General features: G+C 71.8%; 17 protein-coding genes and 2 tRNA genes. 13 read left to right on the top strand and 6 right to left on the bottom strand.

Features of this window, described 5'->3' with window-relative positions:
* From AX018_RS25485 to AX018_RS19465, 3 genes are all read right to left on the bottom strand, one after another.
* Nucleotides 1–241, bottom strand: a 241-nt coding sequence (locus AX018_RS25485; RefSeq protein ID WP_211322484.1) for a hypothetical protein, incomplete at its 3' end; no start/stop codon positions are given.
* Nucleotides 212–296, bottom strand: a tRNA-Leu gene (locus tag AX018_RS19470). The genes AX018_RS25485 and AX018_RS19470, both read right to left, overlap by 30 nt.
* A gap of 184 nt (nt 297–480) precedes the next feature.
* Nucleotides 481–565: transfer RNA gene (locus tag AX018_RS19465), tRNA-Leu, on the bottom strand.
* Between the two features lie 19 nt (nt 566–584).
* On the opposite strand from AX018_RS19465, the gene rnr reads away from it, so the two are divergent.
* A complete protein-coding gene (gene rnr / locus AX018_RS19460) occupies nt 585–2,912 on the top strand; it encodes a ribonuclease R (protein ID WP_111880720.1) in 2,328 nt (775 codons plus the stop codon).
* A gap of 81 nt (nt 2,913–2,993) precedes the next feature.
* Nucleotides 2,994–3,746, top strand: a complete 753-nt coding sequence (locus AX018_RS19455; RefSeq protein ID WP_415842081.1) for an SDR family oxidoreductase — start codon at nt 2,994–2,996, stop codon at nt 3,744–3,746.
* A 33-nt stretch (nt 3,747–3,779) separates the two neighbouring features.
* On the opposite strand, the gene AX018_RS24925 is transcribed toward AX018_RS19455, so the two are convergent.
* On the bottom strand, nt 3,780–3,998 hold the full coding sequence (locus tag AX018_RS24925; RefSeq protein ID WP_146749371.1) for a hypothetical protein: 219 nt from the start codon (nt 3,996–3,998) through the stop codon (nt 3,780–3,782).
* Between the two features lie 512 nt (nt 3,999–4,510).
* Between AX018_RS24925 and AX018_RS19450 the strand changes: the two genes are divergently transcribed.
* The 10 genes from AX018_RS19450 (at nt 4,511) to hutG (ending at nt 15,740) form a co-directional block, all read left to right on the top strand.
* Nucleotides 4,511–5,479 carry an ABC transporter substrate-binding protein gene (locus AX018_RS19450; RefSeq protein ID WP_111880716.1) on the top strand — a complete coding sequence of 323 codons (969 nt, stop codon included), beginning with the start codon at nt 4,511–4,513 and terminating at the stop codon, nt 5,477–5,479.
* A 13-nt stretch (nt 5,480–5,492) separates the two neighbouring features.
* Nucleotides 5,493–6,317 carry an ABC transporter permease gene (locus AX018_RS19445; RefSeq protein ID WP_245951711.1) on the top strand — a complete coding sequence of 275 codons (825 nt, stop codon included), beginning with the start codon at nt 5,493–5,495 and terminating at the stop codon, nt 6,315–6,317.
* Nucleotides 6,302–7,108: an ABC transporter ATP-binding protein gene (locus AX018_RS19440; RefSeq protein ID WP_111880711.1), complete on the top strand. Its 807-nt coding sequence runs from the start codon at nt 6,302–6,304 to the stop codon at nt 7,106–7,108. Before AX018_RS19445 ends, AX018_RS19440 begins: the two co-directional genes overlap by 16 nt.
* Nucleotides 7,109–7,139: 31 nt before the next feature.
* Nucleotides 7,140–7,937, top strand: a complete 798-nt coding sequence (gene hutC, locus AX018_RS19435; RefSeq protein ID WP_111880708.1) for a histidine utilization transcriptional repressor HutC — start codon at nt 7,140–7,142, stop codon at nt 7,935–7,937.
* 115 nt (nt 7,938–8,052) lie between these two features.
* Nucleotides 8,053–9,621, top strand: a complete 1,569-nt coding sequence (gene hutH / locus AX018_RS19430) for a histidine ammonia-lyase (protein ID WP_111880705.1) — start codon at nt 8,053–8,055, stop codon at nt 9,619–9,621.
* Between the two features lie 22 nt (nt 9,622–9,643).
* Entirely contained in the window at nt 9,644–11,386 is a 1,743-nt protein-coding gene (gene hutU / locus AX018_RS19425) for a urocanate hydratase (protein ID WP_111880703.1), read from the top strand.
* On the top strand, nt 11,383–12,075 hold the full coding sequence (locus AX018_RS19420) for a HutD/Ves family protein (protein ID WP_434803144.1): 693 nt from the start codon (nt 11,383–11,385) through the stop codon (nt 12,073–12,075). Before hutU ends, AX018_RS19420 begins: the two co-directional genes overlap by 4 nt.
* Nucleotides 12,076–12,119: 44 nt before the next feature.
* Nucleotides 12,120–13,481 (top strand): imidazolonepropionase, encoded by a 1,362-nt coding sequence (gene hutI, locus AX018_RS19415; RefSeq protein WP_111880701.1) that lies wholly within the window; start codon nt 12,120–12,122, stop codon nt 13,479–13,481.
* On the top strand, nt 13,465–14,886 hold the full coding sequence (locus tag AX018_RS19410) for a formimidoylglutamate deiminase (protein ID WP_111880699.1): 1,422 nt from the start codon (nt 13,465–13,467) through the stop codon (nt 14,884–14,886). The genes hutI and AX018_RS19410 overlap by 17 nt, the downstream gene beginning before the upstream one ends.
* Nucleotides 14,887–14,906: 20 nt before the next feature.
* On the top strand, nt 14,907–15,740 hold the full coding sequence (gene hutG / locus AX018_RS19405; protein ID WP_111880697.1) for an N-formylglutamate deformylase: 834 nt from the start codon (nt 14,907–14,909) through the stop codon (nt 15,738–15,740).
* A gap of 54 nt (nt 15,741–15,794) precedes the next feature.
* On the opposite strand, the gene AX018_RS19400 is transcribed toward hutG, so the two are convergent.
* Nucleotides 15,795–17,747, bottom strand: coding sequence for a phosphatase PAP2 family protein (locus AX018_RS19400; protein ID WP_111880695.1), 1,953 nt, complete (start codon nt 17,745–17,747; stop codon nt 15,795–15,797).
* Between the two features lie 327 nt (nt 17,748–18,074).
* Between AX018_RS19400 and AX018_RS19395 the strand changes: the two genes are divergently transcribed.
* Nucleotides 18,075–18,251, top strand: a complete 177-nt coding sequence (locus AX018_RS19395) for a hypothetical protein (RefSeq protein WP_245951710.1) — start codon at nt 18,075–18,077, stop codon at nt 18,249–18,251.
* Nucleotides 18,252–18,307: 56 nt separating this feature from the next.
* Here the strand turns inward: AX018_RS19395 and asd are convergent, their stop codons facing one another.
* Complete coding sequence (asd, locus tag AX018_RS19390; protein WP_111880693.1) at nt 18,308–19,165, bottom strand: archaetidylserine decarboxylase; 858 nt, start codon at nt 19,163–19,165, stop codon at nt 18,308–18,310.
* Nucleotides 19,166–19,306 lie beyond the last annotated feature (141 nt).

The following is a 19,306-nucleotide window of genomic DNA, read 5'->3' as shown; positions in this document are numbered from 1 at the left end:
CCAGCCAACCCTGCAAGAAGGAGCGCGAAATGCGCTCCTTTTTTGTTTCAAGCGGCCTCAAAGGCTGCCGGTCAGGGCTTAACTGACTGGCATTGGCCTCGAGGGCGGCTTTGTGCTTTTTTTGCTTGGGAAGGGTGGTAATCGGCCCTTTGGAATGGGGCCTGCTTCGGGCAATAAAAAAGCCGCTGATTGCGCAGCGGCTTTTAATGTTTGGTGCCCAGGAGAGGACTCGAACCTCCACGATGTTACTCGCTAGTACCTGAAACTAGTGCGTCTACCAATTCCGCCACCTGGGCATCTCAGGAATCCTCGAATTATAGAATGGTTTCAGGGGGCTTCTGGCCAATTCTTCAAAAAATCATGAAGAGGGTTTGGGCAGCGGATTTCAGTCCGTCGATTGACCGTTGGCGCGGGCAAAAAAAAGCCGCTTCGTCAGAAGCGGCTTGATTGTCCGAAAACCTGTCTGGTTCTCGTTAAACTTGGTGCCCAGGAGAGGACTCGAACCTCCACGATGTTACTCGCTAGTACCTGAAACTAGTGCGTCTACCAATTCCGCCACCTGGGCATTTCAGGAAAGACTTAGATTGTATATCAAAAAAACAAAATCCGGCGCGCCTGCTGCGCACATCGAAGACGAGATCGACGGCAGCGTGCAGGGACATCGCGACGGGCATGGCTTCGTGTCGCGCGACGACGGTGATGTGGACATCTATATCCCGCCCAACGAGATGCGGGCCGTGTTGCACAAGGACCGCGTGCGCGTGCGCATCGTCCGCCACGACCGGCGCGGGCGGCCCGAGGGGCGCATCGTGGAGATCACCGAGCGCCCCGCGCACCCGATCATCGGGCGGCTCCTGCAGGAAAGCGGTGTCTGGCTCGTCGCGCCGGAAGACAAGCGCTACGGCCAGGACGTGCTGATACCGAAGGGCGCCACCGGCTCGGCCAAGCCCGGCCAGGTGGTGGTGGTCGAGTTGACCGAGCCTCCGGCCCTGTTCGGGCAGCCCGTGGGGCGCGTGAAGGAAGTGCTGGGCGAGGTGGACGACCCCGGCATGGAGATCGAGATCGCCGTGCGCAAGTACGGCGTGCCGCACGAGTTCTCGGCACCGGCGCTGGCGCAGGCCAAGGCGCTGCCCGACAAGGTGCGCGCCCAGGACAAACGGAACCGCGTCGATCTCACCGACGTTCCCCTGGTCACGATCGACGGCGAGGACGCCCGCGATTTCGACGATGCCGTCTATTGCGAGCCTGCGAAGGTCGGGCGCGGCAAGGGCTGGCGCCTGCTGGTGGCGATCGCCGACGTGAGCCACTACGTGGAGACGGGCAGCCCCATCGACGTCGATGCCTACGACCGGGCGACCAGCGTGTACTTTCCGCGGCGCGTCATCCCGATGCTGCCCGAGAAGCTCTCCAACGGGCTGTGCTCGCTGAACCCGGAGGTCGAGCGCCTGTGCATGGTGTGCGACATGCTGGTGAACGCGGCGGGCGAGGTGCATGCGTACCAGTTCTATCCGGCCGTGATGTTCAGCCACGCGCGCTTCACGTACACCGAGGTGGCGGCGATCCTGGCCAACACCCGGGGGCCCGAGGCCACCCGGCGCCGCGCGCGGGTGCAGGATCTGCTCAACCTGCACGACGTGTACCGCGCGCTGCTGGCGGCCCGGCACAAGCGCGGCGCGGTGGATTTCGAGACCACCGAGACCCAGATCGTCTGCGACGACAACGGCCGCATCGAGAAGATCGTGCCGCGCACACGCAACGAGGCCCACCGGCTCATCGAGGAGGCGATGCTGGCGGCCAACGTGTGCAGCGCCGATTTCATCGCGCAGGGCGGGCAGCCGGGGCTCTACCGCGTGCACGAGGGGCCCACGCCGGAGAAGCAGGAGATCTTGCGCAACTACCTGAAGGCCATGGGCGTGGGCGCCACGATCGGCGATGACCCCAAGCCCGGCGATTTCCAGGCCATCGCGGAGGCCACGAAGGAGCGCCCCGACGCCCAACAGATCCACACCATGCTGCTGCGCTCGATGCAGCAGGCCATCTACACGCCGATCAACAGCGGCCATTTCGGCCTGGCGTTCGAGGCCTATACGCATTTCACGAGCCCGATCCGCCGCTACCCCGATCTGCTGGTGCACCGCGTCATCAAGTCGATTCTGGGCAAGACCAAGTACCGGCTGCCCGCGCTGCCCACGCCGGGCGAGGCCCATGCCAAGCTGGCCAAGCGGCTGGCCGCGCGCGTGCCGGCCCCCACGCAGCAGCCCCGCAAGCCGGTGTCGGCCGCCGCCGCGCGCGAGACCCAGGCCTGGGAGGCCGCAGGCCTGCACTGCAGCGCCAACGAGCGCCGTGCCGATGAGGCCAGCCGCGATGTGGAGGCATGGCTCAAGTGCAAGTACATGCGCGAGCACCTCGGCGAGGAATTCAGCGGCGTGGTCAGCGCCGCGACCAGCTTCGGCATCTTCGTGACGCTGGATGCCATGTACGTCGAGGGCCTCGTGCACATCACGGAGCTGGGGGGCGAGTACTTCAAGTTCGACGAGGCCCGCCAGGAGTTGCGCGGCGAGCGCACGGGCATCCGCTATGCCATCGGCACCCGGGTGAGGGTGCAGGTCAGCCGGGTGGACCTGGATGGCCGGCGCATCGACTTCCGCCTGGTGCGCGAGGGCGATGAGGTGCCCGTTCCCGCCCGGCCCGCGCGTGGCAAATCCGCGCGCGAGGGGGGTGATGCGGCGGCCGGGTCCATGGTGCCTGCCGTGGCGGAGCCCAAGGCCCGCGGCAAAGGCGGGCGCAAAGCCGACCCGCGGGCCCATGGCGGCCAGGAGCCGCCGGCCGCGCCCACCCGCAAGGCCACCGCCAAGGGCTCCGGCCGGCGCGCTGGCGCGGGGGCCAAGCGCGGCGGCAAATCCCGGCGCTGAAAGAACCCGCCTTCGCGGCAGGGCGGCCCGTGGTTGCGGGCCGTCTGCCGCACCCATGGAGACATTGCATCGATGGCACACATGAATTCACCGCGCATCGCGGTCGTGACCGGCGCGGGCTCGGGCATCGGCAAGGCCTCGGCCCTGGCGCTGCTGGAAGCCGGATGGTCCGTGGTCCTGGCGGGCCGGCGCGCGCCGTGGCTGCAGGCCGTGGCGGACGAATCCGGGGTGCCTGGGCGCGTGCTGGTCGCGCCGACGGACGTGTCCGATCCGCAGGCCGTGCGCGATCTGTTCGACCGGGCCGTGGAGCGCTTCGGGCGCGTGGACCTGCTGTTCAACAACGCGGGCGTGGGCGCTCCCGCCGTGCCGATCGACGAGTTGCCGATCGAGGAGTGGAAGCGCGTGGTGGACATCAACCTGAACGGCATGTTCTTCTGCCTGCAGCAGGCGTTCCGGGTGATGAAGGCGCAGGACCCGCGCGGGGGGCGCATCATCAACAACGGCTCGATCTCGGCGCATGCGCCGAGGCCACATTCCATCGCCTACACGGCGACCAAGCATGCGGTCATGGGCCTGACCAAGACGGCGGCGCTCGACGGCCGCCGGCACGACATCGCCGTGGGGCAGATCGACGTGGGCAACGCCGGGACCGAGCTCGCGCAGCGCATGACCCAGGGCGTGCAGCAGGCCAACGGCCAGATCGCAGCGGAGCCGCTGATGGATGTGGGCATCGTGGCCCGGTCGGTGGTGTACATGGCGGACCTGCCCCTGGAGGCGAACGTGCTGTTCCACACGGTCATGGCGACCAAGATGCCGTTCGTGGGGCGGGGCTGACGCCGCAGGCCGGATGCGGCGCCGGGCACGCGCTCAGGGCGTGCAGCGGGATGCGGGACGGGCGGGCTGGAGGGGAAGCCGGCCCTGCACGCTCGCCAGCGCTAGGTGGGCGGCACGCGCGGGTTTCGCGGCCGGTTCCCGGGCCGAAGACGGCGTGGAACCCGATGAGGGCGTGAACGCCGGTGCGCCGGATGCTCCGGCGCCGGGGTGCTCCTGGTACGACGACAGGAAGGGCCATGATTTTCGGGTCATGTCGGACTCTCCTTGGGCTTGAATGCGGCGTGGCCGGCCTGACTGCCGGGGTGGACGCAGTATTCCCCGGTGGGAGGCGCGGGGCCTGTAGGACAAGGCTGGACGGCCTTGCCGGCATGCATGCCCGGCGGTCGCCCGGGCCCGGCATGGGCCCGGGATGGCACCGTTGCGGGGCCCCGCCTTGGTGCGGCTGGCGCGCCCTGGCCGGACCGCTGTGCCGGTGGCGCCTGGCGCCTGCCGGGGATTGCCCAAGCGTTTCCAGGGCGCTTCTACCTGTATAGACACCATGGAATCCCCCGGCCCGAAAAGGCCGTGCGCGGACGCTCCCACCGCTGGCCTCTTTTTTGCATTCGGTTTGGGCATCGGCATGCCGAAGGCCGTCCCTCTGCGCGTTTGTACTGTATAGACAGGTGCGGCGGTGCATGAGAATCGGCGTGCCGGGAATACGCTGGCAGGTGCGGCGCCCCAGGGGCGCGGCCTCGCTTTCTCTTCTGGAAACCAAGGAGCAGACGATGGGCCGATCGGTGTGGGGAACGGGGTTGCGGATCGCGGCGGTGGCGGCATGCGTGGCGGGGCTGGCCGCCGGGGCCCGGGCCCAGGAGGCGAAGGTCGTGCTCGGCATGTCGGGCTGGACGGGCTTCGCGCCGCTCACGCTGGCCGACAAGGCGGGCCTCTTCAAGAAGCACGGCCTGGAGGTCGAGCTGAGGATGATCCCGCAGAAGGACCGCCACCTGGCGCTGGCCTCCAAGGCCATCCAGTGCGCGGCGACCACGGTGGAGACGCACGTGGCCTGGAACGCCAATGGCGTGCCCATCGTGCAGATCTTCCAGATGGACAAGTCGCACGGGGCCGACGGGCTGGCCGTGCGCAACGACGTGAAGGGCTTCGCCGACCTCAAGGGCAAGACCATCGGCGTGAGCGCGCCGGGCACGGCGCCGTATTTCGGCCTCGCCTGGATGCTGTCGAAGAACGGCATGACGCTCAAGGACGTGAAGACGGTGTCGCTGGAGCCGCAGCCCGCGGCCCAGGCCTTCGTGGCGGGCCAGAACGATGCGGCCATGACCTATGAGCCGTACCTCTCCACCGTGCGGGCGAATCCGCAGGCCGGCAAGATCCTCGCCACCACCATCGATTACCCCATGGTGATGGACACGGTGGGCTGCGATCCCGCGTGGCTCAAGGCGAACCCGAAGGCCGCGCAGTCGCTCGCCGATGCCTATTTCGATGCGCTCGCGCTCATCCAGTCCGACCCCGCCCGATCGAACGAGATCATGGGCGCCGCCGTCAAGCAGACGGGCGAGCAGTTCGCCCGGTCGGCCGCGTTCCTGCGCTGGCAGGACAAGGCCGCGAACCAGAAGTTCTTCGCGGGCGAGCTGCAGCAGTTCATGAAGGAGGCCGTGCCGATCCTGATGGAGGCCGGGGTCATCCGCAAGGCACCCGCGAATCTGGACGCCACCTACGATGCCGGCTTCATCCGCTGAGTCCTCGCCGGCCATGGCCACGGCGGCGGTGGCGCCCTTGCCGCGCCGGCGGCGCGCCCGCGGGTTCGCTCCGCTCGAACCCGTCGCGCCGGGCGCGCGCATCGCGCTGGGCGTGGGCTTCTTCGCGCTGTTCGTGGGCGTGTGGGCCGCGTTCACCCTGGGCGGCTTCGTGTCGCCCACCTTCCTCGCCAGCCCGCTCACCATGCTGCACGAGGGCTGGCTGCTGTTCACCGAATACGGCTTCCACAAGGACATTGGCATGACCGTGTGGCGCGTGGTGGGCGGCTTCGTGCTGGCCGCCGCCGTGGCCGTGCCGCTGGGCATCTGCATGGGCGCATGGAAGCCGGTGGAGGCGTTCTTCGAGCCTTTCGTGTCCTTCTGCCGCTACCTGCCGGCCTCGGCCTTCATCCCGCTGCTGATCCTCTGGGCGGGCATCGGCGAGGCGCAGAAGCTGCTGGTGATCTTCATCGGTTCGGTCTTCCAGATCACGCTGATGGTGGCGGTGACCGTGGGCGGCGCGCGCCGCGATCTGGTGGAGGCGGCCTGGACGCTGGGCGCGGGCAGCCGGGGCATCGTGCTGCGCGTGCTGATCCCCGGCGCCGCGCCGGGCATCGCCGAGACGCTGCGCCTCGTGCTGGGCTGGGCCTGGACGTATGTGATCGTGGCCGAGCTGATCGGCTCGTCCTCCGGCATCGGCCACATGATCACGGACAGCCAGGCGCTGCTCAACACCGGGCAGATCCTCTTCGGCATCATCGTGATCGGCGCCATCGGGCTGGTGTCGGACCTGCTCTTCAAGGCGGTGAACCGCCGCCTCTTCGCATGGAGCGCCCTGTGACGGCCCCGGCGCACGGGCTGCTCTCCATCCGGGGCGTGTCGCGCGCCTTCGCGGGCGCGCGCGGGCAGGCCACGCAGGCGCTGCTGCCCGTGGATTTCGAGGTGCGAGAGAACGATTTCGTCACCATCCTCGGCCCCTCGGGCTGCGGCAAGTCCACGCTGCTGCGCATCGTGGCCGGCCTGGATTTTCCGAGCACGGGCGAGGTGGCGCTGGACGGCCGCCCGGTGGAGGGCCCGGGCGCGGACCGGGGCATGGTGTTCCAGAGCTACACGCTGTTTCCCTGGCTCACCGTGGCGCAGAACATCCGCTTCGGCCTGCGCGAGCGCGGCATGCCCGAGGCGCTCCAGAAAGAGCGCTGCGGCCATTTCATCGCCCGGGTGGGGCTGCGCGGCTTCGAGAACCACTATCCCAAGCAGCTCTCGGGCGGCATGCAGCAGCGCACCGCCATCGCCCGCGCGCTGGCCAACGACCCGAGGATTCTGCTGATGGACGAGCCCTTCGGCGCGCTGGACAACCAGACCCGCGTGCTCATGCAGGAGCTGCTGCTGGGCATCTGGGAGGCCGAGCGCAAGACGGTGCTCTTCGTCACCCACGACATCGACGAGGCCATCTTCATGGCCAACCGCGTGGCGGTGTTCAGCGCCCGGCCCGGCCGCATCAAGACCGAGCTGGCGGTGGACCTGCCGCACCCCCGGCACTACACGGTGAAGACCACGCCCGCGTTCATGGACCTCAAGGCCCGGCTCACGGAAGAGATCCGCACCGAATCCATGGCCGCCGGGCCGCATTGAGCGCCGCGCGATCCGCGAGAATGCCCCTCCCATGAGCGCCCGAGCCTCCCGACCCCGATCCCCGTCCCCCGCCCGCCGCAAGGCGACCCCCGCCGCCGCGGCCGATGCCTCGCTTGCGCTCTACCAGCAGGTCAAGGACTTCATCGCGCGCAAGATCCAGGACGGCTCCTGGCGCGCGGGCGACCGGCTGCCCTCCGAGAGCGCGCTGGTCGCGCAGTTCGGCGTCTCGCGCATGACCGCCAACCGCGCGCTGCGCGAGCTGGCCGGGCAGGGCCGCATCGTGCGCGTGGCGGGGGTGGGCAGCTTCGTGGCGGAGGACAAGCCCCAGTCCACGCTGCTGCAGATCGCCAACCTCGCCAGCGAGATCCGCCAGCGCGGGCACGACTACCTCTGCGACGTGCTGGCGGTGGAGCGCGCCTCGGCCACGGTGGAGATCGCCGCGGCGCTGGACCTGCGCACGGGCGAATCGGTGTTCCATGCCGTCTGCGTGCACCGCGAGGACGGCGTGCCCGTGCAGCTCGAAGACCGCTACGTGAACCCGCGCGTGGTGCCGGCCTTTGGGCGCCAGGATTTCACGCGCCTGCAGCCCTCCGAGTACCTCGTGCGCAACGTGCCGTTCGACCAGGTGGAGCACGTGGTCGATGCCGTGCTGCCCACGGCCGCGCAGGCGCAGGCGCTGGAGATGGACCCGAGCCAGCCGTGCCTGCTGCTCACGCGCCGCACCTGGAGCCGGGGCGTGCCGGTGACCCTGGTGCGCTGCCTGCATCCCGCGTCGCGCTACCGGCTGGGCAGCCGTTTCAGCGCCGACGGCAACGCCGTGGTGGGCTGAACGGGCCCGGACGGCGGGCCCGCGCGACCCATCACCGGGATGCCCATCTTGAATAAAACCGCCGATCGGTTTATCTTCGCCGCAGCTTGTATATACAGGAATAGGAAAACACACCATGACCCCTCCCGCCGACACGCCTTCCGCCCCCCTCGTGCTGCACCCCGGCGGGGTGGCGCTGGGGGCGCTGCGCCGCATCGCCGCCGGCGGCGTGCAGCTGGCTCTCGATCCCGCCGCGCGCGCGGGCCTGCAGGCCTCCGAGGCCGCGGTGCGGCGCATCGTGGAGGAAGACCAGGTGGTCTACGGCATCAACACCGGCTTCGGCAAGCTCGCCAGCACGAAGATCCCGCACGCGCGGCTGGCCGATCTGCAGCGCAACTTGGTGCTCTCGCACAGCGTGGGCACGGGCGATCCGCTGCCCGACGCGGTGGTGCGGCTGGTGCTGGCGACCAAGGCGGTGAGCCTGGCGCGCGGCCATTCGGGCGTGCGGCCCGCGCTGGTCGATGCGCTGCTCGCCCTGGCCAATGCCGACGTGCTGCCGGTGATCCCGTCGCAGGGGTCGGTGGGCGCCTCGGGCGATCTCGCGCCGCTCGCGCACCTGGCCTGCGTGCTGATCGGGGAGGGGCAGGCGCGCGTGGGCGGCCGCGTGGTGCCGGGGCGCGAGGCCCTGGCCGTGGTCGGCCTCGCGCCGTTCGTGCTCGGCCCCAAGGAGGGGCTGGCGCTGCTCAACGGCACGCAGGTGTCCACGGCGCTGGCGCTGGCGGGGCTGTTCGGTGCCGAGAGCGTGTTCGCGGCCGGCCTCATGGCCGGGGCGCTGTCGCTGGAGGCCATCAAGGGCTCGGTGAAGCCCTTCGACGCGCGCATCCACGAGGCGCGCGGCCAGCCCGGGCAGATCGCCGTGGCCGCGGCCGTGCGCGCGCTGCTGGAGGGCAGCGAGATCGACCCTTCGCACCCGCATTGCGGCCGCGTGCAGGACCCGTATTCCATCCGCTGCGTGCCGCAGGTGATGGGCGCGTGCCTGGACAACCTGCGCCATGCCGCGCGGGTGCTGGCCATCGAGGCGAACGCGGCGTCGGACAACCCGCTGATCTTCGCGGACACGGGCGAGGTCATCTCGGGCGGCAACTTCCACGCCGAGCCCGTGGCCTTCGCGGCGGACATCATCGCGCTCGCCGTGGCGGAGATCGGCGCGATCTCCGAGCGGCGCCTCGCGCTGCTGCTGGATACCGGACTCTCGGGCCTGCCGGCCTTCCTCGTGCGCGACGGCGGCGTCAATTCCGGCTTCATGATCGCCCAGGTGACGGCCGCCGCCCTGGCCGCCGAGAACCAGTGCCTGGCCCACCCGAGCAGCGTGACCAGCCTGCCCACCTCGGCCAACCAGGAGGACCACGTCTCCATGGCCACCTATGGCGCGCGGCGTCTCGCCGGCATGGTGCGCAACACGGCGGTGATCGCGGGCATCGAGGCCATGGCCGCCGCGCAGGGCATGGAGTTCGACCGCGGCCTGCGGTCGTCGCCGCTGGTGGAGGCGCAGTTCGCCGCCATCCGCGCGCGCGTGCCGTTCCTGGAGGAAGACCGCTACCTCGCCCCCGACATCGAGGCCATGCGCCTCTGGGCGCTGGAGACGGCGTGGCCCGCGCCGCTCGCCGCCTGCCTGCCCAGCCATGCCCCCAGCCACGCCGATTGACCCCGCCCCCCGGAGCCTTGCCATGAACGCCAACGACGCCATCCTCGCCACGTCCTCTTCATCCTCCCGCCCGCCGGCCGCCGACCCGCGCCACGATCCCTCGCGTGTGGTGCGCGCGCCGCGCGGCAGCCAGATCGCCTGCAAGAACTGGCTGGCCGAGGCCGCCTACCGCATGCTCCAGAACAACCTCGACCCCGAGGTGGCCGAGCGCCCGCAGGACCTCGTGGTCTATGGCGGCATCGGCCGCGCCGCGCGCGACTGGGCCTCGTTCGACGCCATCCTGGAGGCGCTGAAGACGCTGGAGGCCGACGAGTCGCTGCTGATCCAGTCGGGCAAGCCCGTGGGCGTGTTCAGGACCCACGAGGACGCGCCGCGCGTGCTGCTCGCCAATTCCAACCTCGTGCCGAAGTGGGCGCACTGGGAGCACTTCCACGAGCTGGATCGCAAGGGCCTCTTCATGTACGGCCAGATGACGGCCGGCAGCTGGATCTACATCGGCAGCCAGGGCATCGTGCAGGGCACGTTCGAGACCTTCGTGGAGGCCGGTCGCCAGCACTACGGCAACGACCTCGCGGGCCGCTGGATCCTCACGGCGGGCCTGGGCGGCATGGGCGGCGCGCAGCCGCTCGCGGCCACGCTGGCCGGCGCCTGCTCGCTCACCATCGAGTGCCAGCAGAGCAGCATCGACTTTCGCCTGCGTACGCGCTACGTGGACCAGCAGGCCCGGGACATCGACGACGCGCTGGCGCGCATCGCGCACCACACCGCGCGCAAGGAGGCCGTCTCCATCGCCCTGCTGGGCAACGCGGCCGAGGTGCTGCCCGAGCTGGCCCGGCGCGCGCGGGCCGGGGGGCCGCGCCCCGACATCGTGACCGACCAGACCTCGGCCCACGACCTCATCCACGGCTACCTGCCGCCGGGCTGGACGGTGGAGCGCTGGAAGACCGCGCAGCAGGACCCGGCCGAGCACGCCGCGCTGAAGGCCGCCGCCGCCGCCGGCTGCGCCGCGCACGTGCGTGCCATGCTCGACTTCCAGGCCCAGGGCGTGCCCACCGTGGACTACGGCAACAACATCCGCCAGGTGGCGCTCGACGAGGGCGTGCGCAACGCCTTCGACTTCCCCGGCTTCGTGCCGGCCTACATCCGGCCGCTGTTCTGCGAGGGCAAGGGCCCGTTCCGCTGGGTGGCGCTCTCGGGCGACCCGGAGGACATCTACCGGACCGACGCGAAGATCAAGGAGCTTTTCCCCGAGAACACCCACACCCACCGCTGGCTGGACATGGCGCGCGAGCGCATCGCCTTCCAGGGCCTGCCCGCGCGCATCTGCTGGCTGGGCCTGGGCGAGCGCCACAAGGCGGCCCTGGCCTTCAACGAGATGGTGAAGAGCGGCGAGCTGAAGGCGCCCATCGTCATCGGCCGCGACCACCTCGACACCGGCTCCGTCGCCAGCCCCAACCGCGAGACCGAGGGCATGAAGGACGGCTCCGATGCCGTCTCCGACTGGCCGCTGCTCAACGCGCTGCTCAACACCGCCAGCGGCGCCACCTGGGTGAGCCTGCACCACGGCGGCGGCGTGGGCATGGGCTACAGCCAGCACAGCGGAGTGGTGATCGTGGCCGACGGCACCGACGCCGCCGCGCGGCGGCTCTCGCGCGTGCTCTGGAACGACCCGGCCACGGGCGTCATGCGCCACGCCGACGCGGGCTACGAATCCGCCGCCGCCTGCGCGCGCCGCCAGGGGCTGAACCTGCCCATGCTGCCATGACGCGGGAGGGCATCGATGGCGCCGCCGGGGTGCGGCGGTTCGACCTCGCCCAGGTGGCGCCCATGCCGTGGAAGAACGGCGGCGGCCACACGCGCGAGCTGGCCTGCTGGCCGCCCGGCGCGGGGCTGGATGCCTTCGAGTGGCGCGTGAGCGTGGCCTCGGTCGCGTCGGCGGGGCCGTTCTCGGCCTTCGAGGGCATCGACCGGCACATCATGGTGCTGGAGGGCGAGGGCCTGCGGCTGCGGGCGCCGGGCCAGGGGCTGGACCATGCGCTCGGCCAGCCCTGGCAGCCCTTCGCCTTCGCGGGCGAGTGGGCGCCCGATTGCTCGCTGCTGGGCGGGCCGGTGACGGATTTCAACCTCATGCTGCGGCGCGGCCGCTGGCGCGGCGCGCTGCGGGTGGAGCCGGGCCCGCAGCAGCTGGACGCGGCGCCGGCCGGGCTGGCCATGGTGCTGGCGGGCTCGTGGCGGCTGGGCGGCGATGCCCTGGCGCCCGGACAGGGGCTTTGGTGGACGGGGAGCGCCGGCGCTGGCACGCTGCAGCCCGTGGCGGAGCCCGGGCCGGGGGGCGCCGCGCCGGCGCTGGCCTGGGTGGCCCTGGAGCCGGCCGGGGAGGCCGATGGCGATCCGGAGGGCCACCATGTCGCCGAATTTGCTACAAAGTCAGCTATCAATTCAATAGCGCCATGAGCGAAACGCCATGGCCGGGATTTCGAGAGGGAGGAGAAGCGCTGATGCACCATGACACGCCCGCCGCGCCGCCGTCCGGCGGCACCGGTTTCCATGGCGCCCCGGGCGCCGACGGCATCTGGCACGGCCTGCGGCTGGCGCCGGGCCTGTACGGCGCCGACGTGCCCGTGGCCGAGGGGGTGCCGGCCGCCATCGTGGTGGAGCAGGGCGCCATCCGCTGGGTGGGCCCGCAGGAGGCCCTGCCTGCCGTCTACGCTGCCCACGCCGCGCTGCCGCGCCACGATGGTGGCGGCGCGCTGGCCACGCCCGGGCTGGTCGATTGCCACACCCACCTCGTCTATGGCGGCCACCGCGCCCACGAATTCGCCCTGCGCCTGGCCGGCGCGAGCTACGAGGAGGTGGCGCGCGCGGGCGGCGGCATCGTCTCGTCGGTGCGCGCCACGCGCGCGGCCGACGAAGGCACGCTCTTCGCCCAGGCCCTGCCGCGCCTCGCGGCGCTGCTGGAGGAGGGCGTGTGCGCCGTCGAGATCAAGTCGGGCTACGGCCTGGCGCTGGAGCACGAGCGCAAGCAGCTGCGCGTGGCGCGCCAGCTGGGCGAGGCCTGCGGCGTCACCGTGCGCACCACCTTCCTGGGCGCGCACGCGCTGCCGCCCGAGTACGCGGGCCGCAGCCAGGACTACATCGACCTCGTGTGCCGCGAGATGCTGCCCGCGCTGGCCGCCGAGGGGCTGGTGGACGCGGTGGACGTGTTCTGCGAGCGCATCGCCTTCACGCTGGCCGAAACCGAGCAGGTCTTCCAGGCCGCGCGGGCCCTGGGCCTGCCGGTCAAGCTGCATGCCGAGCAGCTCTCGGACATGGGCGGCGCGCGGCTCGCCGCGGGCTACGGCGCGCTCTCGTGCGACCACATCGAGCACCTCTCGCCGGACGGCATCGCCGCCATGCGCGCGGCCGGCACCGTGGCCGTGCTGCTGCCCGGCGCCTACTACACGCTGCGCGACACGCACCTGCCGCCCATCCAGGGCCTGCGCGACGCGGGCGTGCCCATGGCCGTGGCCACCGACCACAACCCCGGCACCTCGCCGGCGCTCTCGCTGCGGCTCATGGCCAACATGGCCTGCACGCTGTTCCGGCTCACCGTGCCCGAGGCGCTGGCAGGCATCACCACGCACGCGGCGCGGGCGCTGGGCCTGCAGGCCACGCACGGCCTGATCGCGGCCGGCCGGCCCGCCAACTTCGTGCTCTGGCCCTTCGAGGACGCGGCGGAGCTGGCCTACTGGTTCGGCCACCAGCCGCCGCGCGCCATCGTGCGCCAGGGCCGCGTGGCGCGCCCGCTGGCCGCATCCGCCGCTGTACCTGCCGCTGCACTGCATTCCACTCCGGATTCCTTCCATGACAGAAACCTCTGACGACACCGGCGGCGGCGCGCTCTTCGCCGCGCAGGCGCTGCTGCCCACGGGCTGGGCGGCGGACGTGCTGCTGCGCTGGGACGCCGCCGGCCGCCTCGCCGCCGTGCTGCCCGGCAGCGCGCCCCCGGCCGGCGTGCCGCGCGCCCCCGGGCCCGTGCTGCCCGGCCTGCCCAACCTGCACTCGCACGCCTTCCAGCGCGCCTTCGCGGGCCTCACGGAATACCGGGCCGCCAGCGACGACTCGTTCTGGAGCTGGCGCGACCTGATGTACCGCTTCGCCGCGCGCCTCTCGCCCGAGGCGCTGGAGGCCGTCGCCACCTGGCTCTACGTGGAGATGCTGGAGGCCGGCTACACGGCCGTGTGCGAGTTCCACTACCTGCACCATGCCGAGGACGGCCGGCCCTATGCCGACGACGCCGAGATGTCGCTCGCGCTGCTGCGTGCCGCGCGCCGCGCGGGCATCGGCATCACGCTGCTGCCGGTGCTCTACCAGAGCGGCGGCTTCGGGGCGCAGCCGCCGCGCGAGGGACAGCGCCGGTTCCTGCGCAGCACCGACAGCATGCTATCGTTATTGGAGCGCCTCGCGCAGGAAACACGCCGACATGGAGACATTTTGGGCCTGGCCCCGCATTCGTTGCGCGCCGTGCCGGAGGGCAGCCTGCGCGCCGTGCTGGCGGGGCTGGACGCCATCGCGCCCGGCGCGCCCGTGCACATCCACATCGCCGAGCAGACGCAGGAGGTGGACGACTGCCTCGCCTGGAGCGGCCAGCGGCCGGTGGAGTGGCTGCTCGACCACGCGCCCGTGGATGCGCGCTGGTGCCTCGTGCACGCCACGCACATGGCCCCGGCCGAGGCGGAGCGCGCCGCGCGCTCCGGCGCCGTCGCGGGCCTGTGCCCCACCACCGAGGCCAACCTGGGCGACGGCCTCTTCGATATGCCCCGCTGGCGCGCGGCGGGCGGGCGCTGGGGCGTGGGCTCCGACAGCCACGCCTGCGTGAACGCGGCCGAGGAGTTGATGCTGCTCGAATACGGCCAGCGCCTGGCGCTGCGCCGCCGCAACGTGCTGGCGACGGATGCGCATGCCCAGGTCGCCACCGCCATGCTGCTGCAGGCCGTGCAGGGCGGGGCGCAGGCCTGCGGCCGGCTGGCGTCGCCCGGCGCGCCGGCCGGCATCGCCGTGGGGCAGTCCGCCGATCTGGTGGCGCTGGATGCGGAGCACATCGCGCTGAGCGGCCTTCCCGCCGACAGCCAGCTCGCCGCGCACGTGTTCGGCAGCCATCGCACCTCGGCGCTGCACGGCGTGTGGGCGGGGGGCGTGCAGCGTGTCGCGGCGGGCCGCCATGCGCTGCACGGCGAGAGCGCCGCCGCCTTCGCCGCCGTGCGCGCCCGCCTGCTGCATCCCTGAACCCGCCCGAGGACTCTCTCATGACCGACGATCTCGCGCCGCCGCCCTTCACCTTCCAGGCGGGCTCCACGCCGCTGCTCATCTCCATGCCGCACGTGGGCACCCACGTGCCGCCGGACATCGCCGCGCGGCTCACCGCCGAGGCCCGGCAGGTGCCCGACACCGACTGGCACCTGGAGCGCCTCTACGACTTCGCGCGGGGCCTGGGGGCCTCGCTGATCGCGGCCACGCATTCGCGCTACGTGGTGGACCTGAACCGGCCGCCCGACGGCAGCAGCCTCTATCCGGGGCAGAGCGTGACGGGCCTGTGCCCGACCGACACCTTCGACGACACGCCGCTCTATGCCGATGCGGCGCAGGTCCCCGGCCCCGCGGAAATCGACGAGCGCCGCCAGCGCTACTGGGAGCCCTACCATGCCCGGCTGCGCACCGAGCTGGAGCGCATCCGCGCCGTGCACGGCGTGGCCGTGCTGTGGGACGCGCACTCCATCCGCTCGGTGCTGCCGCGCTTCTTCCCGGGCCGACTGCCGGACCTGAACCTGGGCACCGCCGACGGCGCAAGCTGCGACCCGCTGCTGGCGCGCGAACTGCTGGCCATCGGCATGGCGGCGCCGGGCTATGGCACCGTGCTCAACGGCCGCTTCAAGGGGGGATACATCACGCGGCACTACGGCGAGCCGGCCCGCAACGTGCACGCGGTGCAGCTCGAAATGACCCAGTGCAGCTACATGCAGGAGGCGCTGCCCTTCGACTACCTGCCGGAGGTCGCCGCCGGTGTGCAGCCGCACCTGCGGCGCCTGCTGGAGGCCGCGCTGGCCTTCGCGCAGGCGCGCAGCGTCCCCTACGGCTCCTGAACCGGCGCCCCGGGCCGGCCGCCCGCTGGCGCAGGGCGGCGGCCGGGTGCGGGATCAGGACGCCGAGTCGATGCGCAGTTGCACTGCGTTCTGGAGATAGATCGGCGTGACGCGGTAGCCGGGCACCGACACCGCATCGAACACGCCGTTCAGGCCGCCATGGCGCAGCACCGTGAGGGTCGATCCCACGGCCGGGCCCGCGCCCTGCGCGAACGACACCTCCAGCGTGCCGGCCAGCGCGGCCGTGCCGTTCACCGTCAGCGTGCCGGCGGCGCCGGTGGCCGAGACCAGGCGCAGCGACAGCGTGCTGCCGGGGCGCTGGGTGTAGGTGCCGTTCACCACCACGTCCGTCGCGGCATTGGTGCGCAGCGTGCCGCCGCCCACGTACACGGCGCCACGGCCGAGCGCGCTGCCGCTGCCCGCCTGCAGCGTGCCGGCCGCCACCTCGATGCCGCCCGTGAAGCTGTTGCTGCCCGCCAGCGCCAGCGTGCCGCTGCCGCGCTTGGTCAGCTTGCCCGCGCCGGCGATGTCGTTGCGCCACGTGTCCATGGCGTTGAAGCCGCCCTGGGCGGCATCCATCGCCACGGCCACGTCGCCGTCGAAGCGGCCGTAGCCGTCGGCGGCGGCGAACAGGTTCAGGCGGCCCCAGCCCTCGGCATCGTCCATCACCGGGTAGCCCGAGGCCACGGCGGTCGTCTTCAGCACCACGCGGCGCTGCGCCGCGTCCAGGTAGGGCAGGCGCGTCTCCAGCAGCACCTCGGCGCCCTTGGGCACCACGGCCGGGCGCGTGGCGTCGGCGATCTGAGTGAAGCCGAAGGTCATGCGCCGCAGGTACTCGGCCTTGTTCGTCGCGTAATCGGCGAAGCGGTCGGCGCTGGCGGGCTGCGAATGGGCGAGCTGCCACAGCTCCGCCGGCGTCTTCGCGCCGGTGGCCGTCATCAGCGTGCCGCGGGCCTGCTGGAAGGCGGCGGCCTTGCGTGCCGCGTTGGCGCCGGTGGCGATGCTCGCGGCGGCCACGGCCTGCCCGTGGATGCGGCCGCTCACCACGTCCATCGGCGAGTGCATGCCCGCCAGGATGCGGCTCTCGCCCAGCTCCAGGCCCCGGGCCACCAGTTCCTGGAAGCGCTCGGGCACCACGTAGGCCATGGCGATGGCGCTGCGCACGGCCTCGGCCGTGTGGCCGCTGGTGAAGCCGCCGTCGGTGGCCGGCGTGGTGCTGCGCGCGGGCATCAGCGAGGGCGCGACCTGCACGGCCGTGCTCCAGCGCCAGGGGCGGGCGTACTTGTAGAAGCGCTTGGCCGGCTCGGTGGAGCCGTTCTCGCCGATCCCGCCGACGAAATCCACCACGGTGCCGAAGCCCGCGTTGGCACTGCCGCCCACGCCCGTGTTGTTGCCGCCGTCGTTGTAGAGCACGGTGGACGCGTCGGACGGGATCGCGGTGATCGTCGTCGTCTGCTGCGCGGCCGCGCGCCAGGCATTGGTGAGCGGGCCCATGCCGTCGCTCACGCTGTAGGCCTTGCCGCGCCGGTCGTCCAGGTAGGCCTGCAGCTCCTGCGCGGCCGTGCGGCGGGTGGTGGCGTCCACCACGTACTGGATGTTGCGCGCATGCACCTGCGCGTTGAGCACGGTGCCGTCGGTGGCGTCGCCGGGAAGGCCGGTCCAGGTGGAGGCCGTGATCGCGGGGAAGGCACCCGAGGCCGGGGCGGTCACGCCCGCGTCCACCAGCAGCGTGCTCGGCCGCCAGATCGACAGGAAGCCCGAGAGCACGCGCGCGCCCGCGTTCGTCTCCAGCGTCGCGTAGCGCGCGTCGCCGCGCTGGTTCGTGAAGGCCTGGTCCACGAACGGCGGCGTCGCCGTTTCATTGGCGACCGGCGCGGAATCGGCCACGCCGAGGCCCGTGGGCGGTGCCGGAATGGCGGGCGCGTCGGACCCGCCGCCGCAGGCGGTGAGGGCGAAGGCGGCTGCGAGCGCCAGGATCAGGGGGCGGCGGGTGAGAGGCATCGTCATGGGACGCAATGGAAAAGGGGGTGGAGGGGAGGCGGCAGGGGTGGCCGGCCAGCCAAAGAAAAGGCGGGTTACCGCAAGAGGGCCTGCCGCGGCGCACTCTAGGCAGCGCGCATGACCTGCGCGTGACGCCCGTGTGAATCCGGCATGACAATCCCTCGCCCCACTGCCGTGCATGCCCGGGTGCATTCGTGGAAAGGTGCATCAAGGCGCGTGCAGGGCCGCGCGCGCGGCGCTAGCATGGGGGCCATGGAAGTCATGCCGATCTCAACCCCATCCGAGCCGGAGGCATGGCATCCGCGCCCGCCTGGGTGGGAGGAGCGCTTTCGCATGCCGCTGTTCCGCCCAGGCACGCAGGTGCGCCTCGGCGATCGCACGGAAACGGTCAGCCACATCTCCATCCGGCGGCACGAGATGATCGTGTTCCTGGTGGGGCGCGATGCACCCGTCGCGCCGGAGCGGCTGGGGCTGGAACCCACCGTCTTCGTCACGTTCCGCGTGCCCTGAGATCGTGAGCACGTTCCGGGCGCGAGCTCCGGGCGCCCGGCCGGGCCCGGGTGGCGTCAGGCCCCGGGGGGCAGTCCCATCGCCTCGCCGAGCCGCACGGCCCGCTCTGGCGCCCACGCTTGCGTGAAGCGCATGGCGCCCGGCTCGAACAGCAGCACCACCGTCGAGCCGAGCATGAAGCGGCCCATCTCCTCGCCCTGGCGCAAGGCGACCTCCGGGCCGTCGCCGCCATAGGTCCACGTGCGCGGCTCGGCCGTGCGTGGCGGGTTCACCGTGCCGTGCCACACGGTGGCCATGCTGCCCACGATGGTGGCGCCCACCAGCACCAGCGCCATCGCGCCCAGCGGCGTATCGAACAGGCACACCACGCGCTCGTTGCGGGCGAACAGCCCCGGCACGCCGCGCGCCGTCAGCGGATTCACGGAAAAGAGGGCCCCGGGCACGTAGGTCATGCGCCGCAGGCGGCCGTCGCAGGGCATGTGGATGCGGTGGTAGTCCCGGGGGCTCAGGTAGATGGTGGCGAAGCTGCCGTTGGTGAAGCGCGATGCCAGCTCCGCGTCGCCGCCCAGCAGGGCCGTGGTCGAGTAGTGGTGGCCCTTGGCCTGGTAGATCTGGTCGCGGTCGATCGGGCCGAACTGGCTGATGGCGCCATCCACCGGGCAGATCGCCGGCGCATCGGCCAGCGGGCGGGCGCCCGGGCGCAGCGGGCGGGTGAAGAAATCGTTGAACGTCGCGTAGCTGGCGATGTCCGGGTTGGCCGCCTCGCCCATCTCCACCCGGTAGCGGGCCACGAACCAGCGGATCGCCGCGGTGGTCCATCCGCCTGCGCGGGCCGATGCCAGGCGCCCGGCCAGCGCGGTGAGGGCCTGCTTGGGCAGCAGGTATTGCGGAAGAACGGCGAGGCGGTCTGACACGGCGGAGGCTCCTGCGGCGAAAGGGCCGGCCATTCTAGTGGGGGTTTGGCGGGGTGTTCGGCATCGTGGGCCGGTGGCTTTCCCGGGGGGCGGGCAACCCTTGCGCCGCGGGCCTGCAGGGCATGGGCGCCGCGGTGGGTC

This window comes from Paracidovorax anthurii (assembly GCF_003269065.1).
Taxonomy (GTDB): domain Bacteria; phylum Pseudomonadota; class Gammaproteobacteria; order Burkholderiales; family Burkholderiaceae_C; genus Paracidovorax; species Paracidovorax anthurii.
Note: the sequence above shows the minus strand (reverse complement) of the source record. Positions and strands in the feature narration are given on the sequence as shown.

What these genes read in the sequence shown, in the direction of transcription:
- AX018_RS19455 (WP_415842081.1), top strand. Translation starts at nt 2,994, where the DNA reads ATGAATTCACCGCGCATCGCGGTCGTGACCGGCGCGGGCTCGGGCATC.
- AX018_RS24925 (WP_146749371.1), bottom strand. Translation starts at nt 3,998, where the DNA reads ATGACCCGAAAATCATGGCCCTTCCTGTCGTCGTACCAGGAGCACCCC.
- AX018_RS19450 (WP_111880716.1), top strand. Translation starts at nt 4,511, where the DNA reads ATGGGCCGATCGGTGTGGGGAACGGGGTTGCGGATCGCGGCGGTGGCG.
- AX018_RS19445 (WP_245951711.1), top strand. Translation starts at nt 5,493, where the DNA reads ATGGCCACGGCGGCGGTGGCGCCCTTGCCGCGCCGGCGGCGCGCCCGC.
- AX018_RS19440 (WP_111880711.1), top strand. Translation starts at nt 6,302, where the DNA reads ATGGAGCGCCCTGTGACGGCCCCGGCGCACGGGCTGCTCTCCATCCGG.
- hutC (WP_111880708.1), top strand. Translation starts at nt 7,140, where the DNA reads ATGAGCGCCCGAGCCTCCCGACCCCGATCCCCGTCCCCCGCCCGCCGC.
- hutH (WP_111880705.1), top strand. Translation starts at nt 8,053, where the DNA reads ATGACCCCTCCCGCCGACACGCCTTCCGCCCCCCTCGTGCTGCACCCC.
- hutU (WP_111880703.1), top strand. Translation starts at nt 9,644, where the DNA reads ATGAACGCCAACGACGCCATCCTCGCCACGTCCTCTTCATCCTCCCGC.
- AX018_RS19420 (WP_434803144.1), top strand. Translation starts at nt 11,383, where the DNA reads ATGACGCGGGAGGGCATCGATGGCGCCGCCGGGGTGCGGCGGTTCGAC.
- hutI (WP_111880701.1), top strand. Translation starts at nt 12,120, where the DNA reads ATGCACCATGACACGCCCGCCGCGCCGCCGTCCGGCGGCACCGGTTTC.
- AX018_RS19410 (WP_111880699.1), top strand. Translation starts at nt 13,465, where the DNA reads ATGACAGAAACCTCTGACGACACCGGCGGCGGCGCGCTCTTCGCCGCG.
- hutG (WP_111880697.1), top strand. Translation starts at nt 14,907, where the DNA reads ATGACCGACGATCTCGCGCCGCCGCCCTTCACCTTCCAGGCGGGCTCC.
- AX018_RS19400 (WP_111880695.1), bottom strand. Translation starts at nt 17,747, where the DNA reads ATGACGATGCCTCTCACCCGCCGCCCCCTGATCCTGGCGCTCGCAGCC.
- AX018_RS19395 (WP_245951710.1), top strand. Translation starts at nt 18,075, where the DNA reads ATGCCGCTGTTCCGCCCAGGCACGCAGGTGCGCCTCGGCGATCGCACG.